Origin of the sequence: Cobetia sp. D5, from assembly GCF_035666195.1 — a bacterium.
GTDB classification, from domain to species: Bacteria; Pseudomonadota; Gammaproteobacteria; order Pseudomonadales; family Halomonadaceae; genus Cobetia; species Cobetia amphilecti.
Window position 1 is genome coordinate 476748 of sequence record NZ_CP142020.1, and the last position, 13373, is coordinate 490120.

General features: G+C 63.2%; 8 protein-coding genes. 5 read left to right on the forward strand and 3 right to left on the reverse strand.

The genetic code is table 11. The features are described from left to right. The first annotated feature begins 515 nt into the window (after positions 1-515). Positions 516-908 (forward strand): DUF4168 domain-containing protein, encoded by a 393-nt coding sequence (locus U0O11_RS02130; RefSeq protein WP_043333741.1) that lies wholly within the window; start codon positions 516-518, stop codon positions 906-908. 138 nt (positions 909-1046) lie between these two features. Here U0O11_RS02130 and U0O11_RS02135 read toward each other — a convergent pair whose 3' ends face one another. Next, positions 1047-2636 carry a BCCT family transporter gene (locus tag U0O11_RS02135; RefSeq protein WP_043333742.1) on the reverse strand — a complete coding sequence of 530 codons (1590 nt, stop codon included), beginning with the start codon at positions 2634-2636 and terminating at the stop codon, positions 1047-1049. 420 nt (positions 2637-3056) lie between these two features. Between U0O11_RS02135 and U0O11_RS02140 the strand changes: the two genes are divergently transcribed. The 3 genes from U0O11_RS02140 (at position 3057) to U0O11_RS02150 (ending at position 8344) form a co-directional block, all read left to right on the forward strand. Continuing rightward, complete coding sequence (locus tag U0O11_RS02140; RefSeq protein ID WP_324691433.1) at positions 3057-4820, forward strand: NADH-ubiquinone oxidoreductase-F iron-sulfur binding region domain-containing protein; 1764 nt, start codon at positions 3057-3059, stop codon at positions 4818-4820. Next, on the forward strand, positions 4817-7843 hold the full coding sequence (locus U0O11_RS02145; RefSeq protein ID WP_324691435.1) for a molybdopterin-dependent oxidoreductase: 3027 nt from the start codon (positions 4817-4819) through the stop codon (positions 7841-7843). Before U0O11_RS02140 ends, U0O11_RS02145 begins: the two co-directional genes overlap by 4 nt. A gap of 261 nt (positions 7844-8104) precedes the next feature. After that, positions 8105-8344 (forward strand): hypothetical protein, encoded by a 240-nt coding sequence (locus U0O11_RS02150; RefSeq protein ID WP_043333148.1) that lies wholly within the window; start codon positions 8105-8107, stop codon positions 8342-8344. A 127-nt stretch (positions 8345-8471) separates the two neighbouring features. On the opposite strand, the gene U0O11_RS02155 is transcribed toward U0O11_RS02150, so the two are convergent. After that, positions 8472-10052, reverse strand: a complete 1581-nt coding sequence (locus U0O11_RS02155) for a BCCT family transporter (protein ID WP_043333147.1) — start codon at positions 10050-10052, stop codon at positions 8472-8474. A gap of 232 nt (positions 10053-10284) precedes the next feature. Further along, positions 10285-10914 carry a flavin reductase family protein gene (locus U0O11_RS02160; RefSeq protein ID WP_052384477.1) on the reverse strand — a complete coding sequence of 210 codons (630 nt, stop codon included), beginning with the start codon at positions 10912-10914 and terminating at the stop codon, positions 10285-10287. A gap of 1490 nt (positions 10915-12404) precedes the next feature. Between U0O11_RS02160 and cyoA the strand changes: the two genes are divergently transcribed. Next, the gene (cyoA, locus tag U0O11_RS02165) at positions 12405-13373 is read left to right on the forward strand and encodes a ubiquinol oxidase subunit II (protein WP_082388205.1); all 969 of its coding nucleotides are present in this window, start codon (positions 12405-12407) and stop codon (positions 13371-13373) included.

Below are 13373 nucleotides of genomic sequence, written 5' to 3' on the forward strand. Positions count from 1 at the left end.
AGCTGGGCTAGCCAGCCTGGGCTGCAGAAGCAGGTTGCACAGGAGAATGGCACACCCGGATGACAGCCTCTCCTTCAAGACTAAGACAGTCGCCGAGAGTTTGCTGCCCGTTGGCGCGCGATTTATGTGGTACTTCACGACATGCCGCCCTCATTCAGCCTGTGAAAAGGCCAGTGGCGACATGCCGATAGCGGCGGCAGCAGGTGACATGCCTTGCTAGAGCGCGTAGCGAGCGCAGAGGCATGTCTGTATCGAGGGCGGGTCGAGTGCATGGCGGGCAGACTTCACGCGTCTTGCTGCAGATATTTTCACAATCGTGGTGCAAGCTGTATGCGCGTCCAGCCGTCATGATGCCCGCCATGCGCGGCCCCGCGGTTTTCACGTTGCTGATCTGCGACTCATGTAACTCTGGCGATACAGAATGTTTTCAAAGAGTTGCATGAAAAAATGAACATCCTGTCGTCAGGCCCGTCTGAGTTAGGGCAAACACTTATTGATCACTGCTGGAGGCTGCAATGAAACGGATGACTGCATACATGACGGCTGCCCTGATTTCCGCGGGCATGATGTCGGCACCGGCGTTCGCTGCTGACGCACCGGCCCAGGGTCAGTCTACTGCCCAGGCGGCACAGGCTCAGGCTGGCGATTTCACTGACGCTCAGCTGGAACAGTTCGCTGCGGCCTCTCAGGATATCGCACGCATCTCTCAGGAATTCGCCGGCAAGCTGCAGAAAGCCGACGACGAGACTGCCAAGCAGAGCGTGCGTCAGGAAGCCAACGACGAGATGGTCAGCGCTGTCGAAGACTCCGGTCTGGAAGTCGCTACCTTCAACTCCATCGGTCAAGCGGTCCAGAACGACCCGGACCTGATGAAGAAGGTGCAGAAGCTGGCTCAGGAAAACTCCTGATCTCGCCTGGATGACGTTCGGGTCATCCAATGAAAACGCCGCCCCCGGTTGCCGGGGGCGGCGTTTTTTTGTGCCCATGTCCTGCGGCCTGTCAGTCAGTACCGCCTTGGTCAGTAAAGCTATGGTCAGCGCCGCATGTCAGGCGCCGGCGACCGGGCGAATGAGCATGTCCTGTGCCTTCTTTTCCTGCATCAGGCCACGGAACAGCGAATAGCACATCACCAGCAATACCAGCGTGAACGGCAGCCCCGTGGCGATGGCGCCCGCCTGCAGCGAGCCCAGCGCAGCGCTTCCGCCGCCATAGAGCAGGGCACCGGCGATCAGGCCTTCCATCGCTGCCCAGAACATGCGCTGGCTGATCGGTGCATCCACCTTGCCGCCGGCGGTGATCGAATCGATCACCAGCGAACCGGAATCCGAGGAGGTCACGAAGAACACCAGTACCAACAGGATGGCGATGAAGGACGCCACACCGGACAGCGGCAGGTTGTCGAGCATCTGGAACATGGCCAGAGACACGGAATCGATGCCATTGGCCAGCGCGCCTACGCCATTGATGGCCTGTTCCAGTGCGGTACCGCCGAAGACTGACATCCACACGATGGTGACGAGTGTCGGCACCAGCAGCACGGCGGTGACGAATTCGCGTACGGTGCGGCCGCGCGAGACACGTGCGATGAACATGCCGACGAACGGTGACCAGGAAATCCACCACGCCCAGTAGAAGACGGTCCAGCCGTGGAACCAGCTTTCATCGGGGCGGCCGATCCAGTTGGACAGCGGCAGCAGATATTCCACATAGCTGAGGGTGGTGGTGCCCAGGCCCATGAGAATGGCGAGTGTCGGCCCGAAAATGAGGATGAAGATGATCAGGACAGCGGCGATGATCATGTTGATGTTGGAAAGCAGCTTCACGCCGCCATCCAGGCCGCGACTGACCGAGTAGATGGCCACCAGCGTCACCAGGATGATGATCGCGATCTGGGTCGGCAGGCCATCGCCGACGCCGAACAGGTAGTCCAGCCCCGATGCTGCCTGAGCGGAGCCCAGCCCCAGCGAAGTCGCCAGACCGAAGATGGTCGCCAGCACGGCGAGGATATCGACGATATGCCCCATCCAGCCCCAGGTGCGCTCACCGAGTATCGGGTAGAACGCCGAGCGGATGGTCAGCGGCAGGCCCTTGTTGTAGGTGAAGAAGGCCAGCGACAGCCCGACCACGGCGTAGATGGCCCAGGGATGCAGGCCCCAGTGATACATGGTGGCGCCCAGCGCGGCGCGTGCTCCTTCCGGCGTCCCGGCGGGTGCGTTCAGTGGCGTGCCGTACCAGTCGGTGTAGTAGGCCACCGGTTCGGCGACGCTCCAGAACATCAACCCGATGCCCATGCCAGCGGCGAACAGCATCGCGAACCAGGAGCGTGTCGAGAACTCGGGCTTCGCCTTCTGACCGCCCAGGCGCAGCTTGCCCACCGGGTGCACGATCAGCAGCAGGCAGAACAGCACGAAGAGGTTGCCGGCCAGCATGAACAGCCAGTCGCCATGTGCGATGGACCAGGCCTTGGCGCCGCCCAGGGCACTTTCCGCGCCCGCTGGGAAGAGGATGGCAAACAGGATGAAGCTGACGATCAGCACGGCGCTGATCGCGAAGACGGGGTTATGAACATCGAGACCCATGACCTGGACATTGTCCTGGCCGATCTCGTAGTCCGTGTCATACGGATTCGATGACATGTGGTGACCTCATGTTGTTATTGGTGTCGCCAGCCGGGCAGGGCAGCTGGCGTGAAGCGAGGTGTTGTCGTGGGTGTCTCCCGGGGCTGCGATGTGGGAAGGGGGTGGAATGGCAATCCGGAGCGCGGTGGCGAGTCTGACTGCGGGGCAGGTCGCCACCGGCCCTCGTGATTGTGTGAGGGCTGGGCGAGAGCGAGTTAGCTGGATACGACGCCGGCATATGCGTGACTGACACAGGGGGCGATTCAGCGCTCAGAGCGGTTGTCGCAGGTGTGCCCGCTTTGTAGATTGCGATCTACAGTGAAGGAAAGTGGTGCGTACTCCCTGACCGCGCACCACTTTCGCGCCCGAGACTTCACTCCTCGCGCGATACGCCAGTACTTGCCTGCTCCTGCCCAATAACAACACAGTGGTGCCGCCATGACGCCTGAGACCCTGACCGAGCCGACACCTGTCGCTCGCCGCCGTTCGCGCAGCCAGTTGCGCGGCCGTCCGCTGGATGCCGAGGCCTGGGCCGAGGTACAGCGCCTGCTGGGCGATGCCCCGGCGCAGCGTGACCTTCTGCTCGAATATCTGCACGTGCTCAATGATGAGGTCGGCTACCTGACGCTGGCCCATCTGCGCGCGCTGGCCGAGTGGATGCGCCTGCCGATGGCCGAGGTCTACGAGACGGCCACCTTCTATGCCCATTTCACCGTGGTTCGCGATGGCGAGACGCCGCCCGCGGCACTGACCGTGCGCGTCTGTGATTCGCTGTCCTGTCAGCTGGCCGGCTCCGAGGCCTTGCGCGCCGGTCTCGCCTCGGGGCTGGACCCCGAACAGGTGCGCGTGCTGCGTGCGCCCTGCATGGGACGCTGCGACAGTGCGCCGGTGGCGGAGGTCGGGCATTACCATCTCGGCCACGCCAGCGTGGAAGGCGTCACGGCGGCGCTTGCCGAGGGCCATGTGCATGCGGCGCCGGCTGCGAGTCTCGACTATCCGCGGCTGGCGGAATATCGCGCCAGTGGCGGCTATGGGCTGCTCGCCGCGCTGGATGGCGGTGAGGTCAGCATCGATGACCTGGCGCAGATGATCGAACAGGCCGGATTGCGTGGCCTGGGCGGGGCGGGTTTCCCGACGTTTCGCAAGTGGGGCTTCGTGCGCGCCGAGGCGGGGCCGCGCTATTGCGTGATCAATGCCGATGAAGGTGAACCCGGCACCTTCAAGGACCGCTGCTATCTGGAGCGTGAGCCGCACACCTTCCTCGAGGGCGCGCTGGCCAGTGCGCATGCCATCGAGGCCGAGGCGCTCTACCTCTATCTGCGCGACGAATACCCGACCCTGAATGAGGTGCTGCGTGACTGCATTGCGGAGCTGGAAGCCGCAGGCCTCGTCGCGCCGGGCTATATCCAGCTACGGCGTGGCGCCGGCGCCTATATCTGTGGCGAGGAATCGGCGCTGATCGAGTCGCTGGAAGGCAAGCCCGGCAAGCCGCGTCAGCGGCCGCCCTTCGTGGCGCAATGTGGCTTGTTCGGTCGCCCGACCCTGGTCAACAACGTCGAGACGGTCTATTGGATCGCGCGGCTTCATCGTGAAGGCCATGACCACTACGTTGCGGCCGGGCGTCAGGGACGTCAGGGGCTGCGCAGCTTCTCGCTCTCCGGGCGCGTCAGACGCCCGGGCATGTATCTGGCACCGGCTGGCATCACGCTCAGCGAACTGGTCGAGGAATATGGCGGCGGCATGGCCGACGGCCATCGCCTGCGTGCCTATCTGCCCGGCGGGGCCTCCGGCGGCATTCTGCCGGCCAGCAAGGCGGACCTGCCGCTGGATTTTGACACCCTGCAGGCCCACGGCTGCTTCATCGGCTCGGCCGCGGTGGTGGTGCTGTCGGATAAGGACGACCTGGCGGCGGTGGCGCGCAATCTGACGAGCTTCTTCATGGACGAGTCCTGCGGCCAGTGCACGCCGTGTCGTGTCGGCACGCGCCAGATGCTGGCGGCGCTCAGCGGCGATGAGTGGGATGAGACGCTGCTGACGCGCTTGTCGCAGGTGATGATGGACGCCTCGATCTGCGGGCTTGGTCAGGCCGCGCCCAATCCGGTGCTCGGCCTGCTCAAGGACTTCCGGGAGACCCTCGCCAGTAGCGGGGTGCGTTTGATCGCCACGAGCCATGCGGCTGACACCACGGGAGGTGAGGCATGAATGCACTGACAGGGTTGGGCAACTCGTCCTCGGATGATCAGCCGCTGCGCGAGGATGGCTTCACCATCACGCTGGATGGTTCCGAGGTGACGGCCTATCCCGGCGAGACGCTGTGGAAGATCGCCAAGCGTGCCGGCGAGACGATTCCCCACCTCTGCTACAGCGAAGCGCCGGATTATCGCGGCGATGGCAACTGTCGCGCCTGCATGGTCGAGATCGATGGCGAGCGCACTCTCGCTGCCAGCTGCATCCGCGAGGCGCGGGCGGGCATGGTGGTGCGCAGTGCCAGTTCACGGCGTGCCGGCGAGGCGCGTGCGATGGTGGTGGAGCTGCTCGCCGCCGACATGCCCGCCGAGGCGCACAATCCCGATGTCAGTAGTCACTTCATGGCGATGGCCGAGCTGCTGGCGGTGGATGTCGGGCACGCTCGCGAGACCCTGGGCGGCGCCCGCGAGACGGTCCGCGAGTGGCTGGGGGAGACTGTGGAGGAGTGGTTGCCGACGCAGGCCAGCGCTCTCGATCACTCCCATACCGCGATGGCGGTCAATCATGACGCCTGCATCAGCTGTGGCCTGTGCGTGCGCGCCTGTCGCGAGGTGCAGGTCAATGATGTGATCGGGCTGGCGGGGCGTGGCAGCAATACGCGCATCGTGTTCGATCTCGAGGACCCGATGGGCGACAGCACCTGCGTCGCCTGTGGCGAGTGCGTGCAGGCCTGCCCGACCGGCGCCCTGATGCCCGCCGCCCAGGTGGATGAGCAGGGCTTCGGCGACAGCGCCGCCGTCGATGAGCGCGTCGCCTCCATCTGCCCGTACTGCGGCGTGGGCTGTCAGCTGGAGTATCAAGTCAGCCGTGGCAGCGGCGAGGCGTTGAGTGTCGAGGGCCAGCCGGTTGCGACCCTGGCGGATGCCCAGCAGGGCATGGCGGACGGCGGCTCCCATAACACTGACAAGCGCCGACAGCGCGTCGCGGATACGCGGCTGGACAACATCATCGCGGTCAGTGGCCGCGATGGGCCCTCCAACCACGGCCGGCTGTGCGTGAAGGGGCGCTTCGGCTTCGATTATCCGCGCCATCCGGAGCGCCTGATCCGCCCCCTGATCCGCCGTGACGGCGTGGCCAAGGGGCTGGATGCGAACTTTGACCCCGCCCATCCGCTGACCCACTTCCGTGAGGCCAGCTGGGACGAGGCCCTCGAGGTCGCGGCCGAGGGGCTCATGCGCCTCAAGCGTGCGCATGGGCCCGACAGCCTGGCGGGCTTCGGCAGCGCCAAGTGCACCAACGAGGAGGCGTGGCTGTTCCAGAAGCTGGTGCGCACCGGTTTCGGCTCCAACCATGTCGATCACTGCACGCGCCTGTGTCATGCAAGTTCGGTGGCGGCGCTGATGGAAGGCGTCGGCTCGGGCGGTGTGAGTGCCTCCTTCATGCAGGCCGAGCAGTCCGATCTGATCGTGCTGACCGGCTGCAACCCGGGCGTCAATCATCCGGTGGCGGCGACCTTCTTCAAGCGCGCCGCCAAGCGTGGCACGCGCATCGTGGTGATCGACCCGCGTGCGCTGGCGCTGCGTCGTCAGGCGCATCGCTCGATCCAGTTCACGCCAGGGGCGGACGTGGCGCTGTTCAATGCCATGCTCAACGTCATCATCACCGAGGGGCTGGCCAATCAGGCCTATATCGAGGCACACACCGAGGACTTCGCCGCGCTGGCGGAGCATGTCGCGGCGCTGACGCCGGAGGCGATGTCGCCGCTGTGTGGCGTGGCGGCAGAAGAGATTCGCGCCGTGGCCCGCGAGTACGCGACCGCCAGGCGCGCGATGATCTTCTGGGGCATGGGCATCTCGCAGCACACCCACGGCACCGACAATGCGCGCTGTCTGATCGCGCTGACGCTGGTGTGTGGTCATGTCGGGCGTGAAGGCACCGGCCTGCACCCGCTGCGCGGGCAGAACAACGTCCAGGGCGCCTCGGATGCCGGGATGATTCCGATGGTGTTCCCCGACTATCAGCCGGTGGGTGACACGGCGGCGCGCGAGCGGCTGGAAGCGCTGTGGCAGACCCCGCTCTCGGCGACGCCGGGCTTGACGGTGGTGGAGATCATGCACGCCATTCACGCCGATCAGATCCGCGGCATGTACATTCTCGGCGAGAATCCGGCGATGTCGGACCCGGATCTCGAACATGCGCGCAGCGCGCTGGCGCATCTGGAACACCTGGTGGTGCAGGACATCTTCGTCACCGAGACGGCGCAGTTCGCCGATGTGGTGCTGCCCTCGTACGCCTGGCCGGAGAAGGACGGCAGCGTCACCAATACCAACCGGCAGGTGCAGCGTGGCCGGGCGGCACTGCGCGCCCCGGGCGAGGCGAAGCCGGACTGGTGGATCACCCAGCAGCTGGCGCGGCGCATGGGGCTTGACTGGGATTACGCCGGGCCGGAGGAGATCTACGCCGAGATGCAAAAGGGCATGGATTCCCTCGACAACATCGACTGGGCGCGGCTGTCCGAGGAGAACTCGGTGACCTATCCGTGCCTGACGCCGGGGGGCGAGGGCGAGGATGTGGTATTCGGCGAGGGCTTCCCTCGCGCCAGTGGTCGTGCCCGCTTCGTGCCGACCTGGCCCACGCCGCCGGATGAGACGCTGGATGACGACTATCCGACGGTGTTGACCACCGGCCGTCAGCTGGAGCACTGGCATACCGGCTCGATGACGCGCCGCGCGGCGGTACTCGACAATCTCGAGCCGGCCGCCGTGGCCACGCTCAATCCGGTGGAGCTGGAGCGCCTGGGCATCACGCCGGGCGAGCCGCTCTCGATCACCACGCGACGTGGCCAGATCACTCTTGCCACCCGCGCCGATCCGCTGACGCCGGCCGGCATGGTCTTCGTGCCATTCTGCTACGCCGAAGCCGCCGCCAACCTGTTGACCAATCCGGCGCTCGACCCGGTGGGCAAGATTCCCGAGTTCAAGTACGCCGCCTGCCGTCTGGCCAGAGCCGAACCCGCCGAGGCGGGTGTGGAGAGCTGAAGCGGACATGTGAGGTGGACATGGCAAGCGGGCTGGACCGAGCGGATAGATCGAGGCAATAGACCGCAACCGAGCCAGACGCGCCTGACGCAAATGCCTACGCCAGTGGCGTGGGCAGGCACGCAGAGGGCGCCCCGGTCTGACCAGAATGTCGGAGACAGCCCGTCGTGCATTTCGGCTATCCTCACAAGGGCTATGCTCAGAACAGAGTGGGTCAATACCAATGACAATGCCCGCCGTCAGCGAGCAAGGAGAATGACGATGATGATCGTGGAGCTGATTGATCACGAAGACTTTCGTGAGCGGCTGGTGGCGCTGGGCGTGCAGATTTCCGAGCATGCCTGCGCGGACACCTGCGCGCGCATGGCACTCAGAAAGCATGCCGAGGTGGGCGTGCCGGGCCTGCAGGAGCTGGTGCGCGAGCTGGTGATGCACTCCGATATCCTGCTGCCGTCGGTGCGCCAGGCGCTGGACAAGTATCTGCTGCCGGGGCTGCGCTAGGCGCGGCACTCCTGAAAGATTGCGCGCCGCGCACTGACACTGATTGCCAGATGAACAAAAGGGCCTGTCGACTGACAGGCCCTTTTACGTGGGTGCTCACTCGCCTCTTTTCACTGCACGCAGTGTTTCAGGTCGCTGCGTTGGCGCGATCGTACTCGCGCTTCTCCCAGCGCAGACCGCGGAACAGCGAGAAGCACATCACCAGCAGCACCACCGTGAAGGGCAGACCCGTGGAGATGGCGCCCGCCTGCAGTGCACTCAGCGCGGTGCTGCCGCCGCCATACAGCAGGGCACAGGCGATCAGACCGCCGGCCGCTGCCCAGAAGATGCGCTGGCGCGTCGGGGCATCCTGCTTGCCACCGGCGGTGATGGAATCGATCACCAGCGAGCCGGAGTCGGAGGAGGTCACGAAGAACACCAGCACCAGCACGATGGCGACGCAGGAGGTGATGGAGGACAGCGGCAGGCTGTCGAACATCTGGAACATGGCCATCGAGGGAGTATCGATGCCCTGGGCCAGCTCGCTGCCGGCGGCTCGCGCCTCTTCCAGTGCGGTGCCCCCGAAGACGGTCATCCACACGATGGTGACCAGGGTCGGTACCACCAGCACGGCGGTGACGAATTCGCGCACGCTGCGTCCGCGCGAGATACGCGCGATGAACATGCCGACGAACGGCGACCAGGAAATCCACCAGGCCCAGTAGAAGATGGTCCAGCTATGGAACCAGCCTTCGTCGGGGCGATCGATCCAGTTGGAGAGCGGCAGCAGATATTCCAGATAGCCGACGCTGGTGGTGCCGAGTCCGGTGATGATGTCCATGGTCGGGCCGACGATGAACAGGAACACCACCAGCAGCGCGGCCAGCATCATGTTGAGATTGGAGAGGCGTTTGACGCCGCCATCCAGACCGCGACTCACCGAGTAGATGGCCGCGAGCGTGACCGCCACGATCACGCCGATCTGACTGACCAGCCCATCGCCGATGCCGAACAGATGGTCCAGCCCCGAGGCCGCCTGTGCCGCGCCCAGCCCCAGAGAGGTGGCAAGGCCGAACAGGGTGGCCAGCACCGCGACGATATCGATGATATGGCCGCTCCAGCCCCATACACGTTCACCCAGCAAGGGGTAGAACACCGAGCGCAGCGTCAGCGGCAGGCCCTTGTTGTAGGCGAAGAAGGCCAGCGACAGGCCGATCACGGCATACATGGCCCAGGGGTGAAGCCCATAGTGGAAGACGGTGGCCGAGAGTGCCGCCGTTGCGCCTTCCGGCGTGCGCGGTGGCGCGTTCAGTGGCGTGCCGGACCAGTCGGTGTAGTACGCCACTGGTTCGGCGACCCCCCAGAACATCAGGCCGGTGCCCATGCCGGCTGCGAACAGCATCGCGAACCAGGCCATCCGGCTGAATTCCGGCTTGGCGTCGCGTCCGCCCAGACGCAGGCGGCTGACCGGGTGCAGGACCAGCAGCAGGCAGAACAGGATGAAGAAGTTGCTGGAGAGCATGAACAGCCAATCACCATGGGTGATGGACCATGCCTTGGCGCCGCCCAGTGCCGACTCGGCCGACTCGGGCATCAGCAGCGTGAACAGGATGAAGCCCACGATCAGCAGCGCACTGATGGTGAAGACCGGCTTGTGGACATCCAGCCCGAGTCGCTGAACATTGTCCTGACCGATCTGGTAATCCGTCACATACGGATTCGATGACATGGAGTTACCTCGTATGTTTTCTTTCGATAGCCGCTCCTGTGGGCATCTCGAGTCAGAATGAGGGACCTTGTCCCGCCTGGTGGAAGCGTTCAGACCTTGGTCTGAAGCCTTGTGCAACATGCGCCTTTCTGCCAGTTGCAGGTGGCGTCGTCAAACCTTGAGCCATCCTTGTGGTGCGCTGAAAGGCATTGATTGTATTAAAGTTTATGGATTTCTTGTCTGCGCCGGAAACTCATTCGGGGCGCTGTAGGCTGAACAGGCTATCCGTGCGTGCATAGTCACTGCCGGCCATGCGCCCGATGGCACGCAGCACCTCATTGTCGACATGCCGCCCATCCCAGACCGCTGCGTCGGCATGCATCACCACCACCTCGGCCAGCACCAGTGAACCGGCCAGCGGCTGATCACCGAACGAGATGATGTCGCGCAGTCGACAGCCGAAGGCGATCGGAGCGCCTTCCACGCGCGGAACCGCCAGCGGCGGCATGGCCACCTTGTTCAGACCCGCGTGGGTGAACTCATCCTCGTCGGCGGCGAGACTGGCGCTGGTGAGATTGAGCGCCTCGCTCATCGCCTCGCCACCGATGTGAATGACGCACTCCGCCACCTGCCCGAGGTTGTTGAGGGTGTCCTTGGTCTTGCCTTCGCCATTGCGCAGCGGGCTGAAGGCGAGCACCGGCGGATTGATGCTGGCGATGGTGAAGAACGAGAAGGGCGCGAGGTTGGTGTTGCCTGCCGCGTCGATGGTCGAGACCCAGGCGATCGGCCGGGGCGCGATGCTGCCCGAGAACAGGCGATAGAGGATGCCTGCGGGAAGCTGGTCGGCGGCGATGAGGGAATGCGTGGTCGAGGAGGCAGTCATGGTGAGGGTCTCATTGCAGGGCTCTGGTTGTAGGGCCGATGTTTTAGAGCTGTCATCGCAGGGCTGTTGTTGTAGAGCTTTCGTCGCAGAGCTGTCATTGCAGAGCTGCCGTCACAGGGCATGGCTCTCGACCCGCTCAGCCAGCATGTCGCACGGCCCTGACATTGGAGAGAGTGAGAGCCCGCCAGGCCCAGAGCCCGGCAAGCCAAGAGACCCGGCAAGCCAAGAGCCCGCTAGACCGAGAGCTTAAGAATCTGGCCGTCGCGGCGAGTGGCGGCCGCGAATCATCGCTGATGGGGAACGCGAATCGCGCCTGACCTCAGGCCGGTGGTGCTGGTGAAGAGAGACCTGTGTGGCCGCTGGGCGTGGAAAAGGTCCCGGGAAATTCTCCCAGATCATTGTCCCTATTTTTGGTGTGGTCAATTGTCGCAGGTCTTGACCTTTTTCGAGGATGTTGTTCCTGACGCCGCGGTCGAGTTCATTCCTTGTCTGACTCAAGTCACACAATGGGGGCGGGAAATCGGATTTTTGTGCAAAATTGGTAACCAGAGGGTTTCTGAAGTGTGTTTATTTGTGTATTTTTTATGATGGAAGGCTGGGCGTCATCTGGCAGAAAGGTGGTGAGTCCGCGTAAATGAATGACGGAAAATGACACTCATCAGGCCATTTGGTTCGGCATTGATCATGAGAATGCCATGCCAAGGTTGCGAAAAAGTGTCCCCTGTTGATCGGGAATGCCAGCATCATGTGAGACGCATCATGGTGCATTTACCTGTCAGGTCATGATCGATAATGATGCATGTTTTCTCGTCAATGAACGCCGGCCTCATACAAGTATCATGTCGGGAAAACGCCTCTCTCGCCCGGGTTGGGGGAGTACTTCAGCAACTTTTGAAAGGCTCATCGGCACAATTTTTGGCATTTTATTTCAAGTAGTGGTCATTTATTGGGTTTTTGTTGCGCGGTATCGTGTGGCGGCAGTGGTTGCTTCGACGCCACCTGGTGCGCCGATGGCGAGGACATCTGCGGGGATGCACTGAATTGTGGCGCGACAAGGTCGTGATTCTCACGGGCATCATCAAGCAGGGCAGGGGGGCTGGCATCGCGGAGAAGGCCGGTGAATGACAAGCTGTCTGGCCCTGCAAGGCATGCACTGTCGCGACATCATTGCCGTGAGTGTCGGCTTCGCCACCCGATCCCGCTGCCTTAACCTCCCTCGAGCGTGAGAGAACTCATGCCGCTCAAGGCATGATTGGCGCGCACCGGATGGCCGAAGTCATCCGCATGTGGCCCCTGGTGCGTCATCCTGCCCCGTAGTCAGCCCCCCTGTCTTTTCTCTATCCTGTGCCCGCCTGCGGGAAATCTTCTGATTTCGTTCGAAAGATCGACGGCTTCCTGTTGGTCATTTCTTCGAACGCTGTGTTCCACATGTGGGCTCGTCATGACGCCATGGCGTGTTCCAACGAGGTCGTGAGATGAGAAAAAGCCTAATGCGGGGGGCTCTGCGGGGACTCCCTATCCTCGCGGGATTATTGATGCTGTCCGGCTGTGACGCCGTACTCTTCGATCCCAAGGGGCCTATCGGTGAATCCGAAAAGTCGCTGATCCTGACTGCTACCTACCTGATGCTCGTGGTTGTTATCCCGGTCATCTTCATGACGCTGTGGTTCGCCTGGCGCTATCGCGATACCAAGCAGAGCAAGGCGACCTACACGCCCAACTGGGCGCATTCCACCAAGATCGAGATCGTGGTCTGGGGCATTCCGTGCCTGATCATCCTCGCTCTGGGCATCCTGACCTGGAAGAGCACGCACGAGCTGGACCCGCGTGCCGAGATCGTCGACGGCGGTGAGCCGATCGAGGTGCAGGTCGTGTCCATGGACTGGAAGTGGTTGTTCATCTATCCGGAGCAGGGGATCGCTACGGTCAATGAACTGGCCATGCCGGTGGATCGTCAGGTTCGCTTCCACATCACATCCGACACGGTGATGAACTCGTTCTTCGTCCCGCAGCTCGGTAGCCAGATCTATGCAATGGCGGGGATGGAAAACCGTCTGCACCTGATCGGCAGTGAAGTGGGTACCTACGACGGTATCTCTGCCAGCTATAGCGGCGCCGGCTTCGCCGACATGCACTTCAAGGCGCATGTCATGAGCGAAGGCGACTTCGACGCCTGGATCGAGAAGGCACGCGGCAGCAGCAAGGTGCTGGATGACGCTGGTCTTGCCGCTCTCAAGGAGCCGAGCGAGGACGTTGCCCCGACCTTCTATGGTCAGGTCAAGCCGAACCTGTATGAGCAGATCATGGCGCCCTACATGGACGGCATGGAGCTGGGCATGAGCGATGATCAGATGCGCCACATGAAGAAGGGTGGAATGCATCACGACAGCGCCGAACACGGCATGTCCGATCATGACGCTTCTGGTCACGCTGAATCTGCGATGGCAACCGAGGAATAA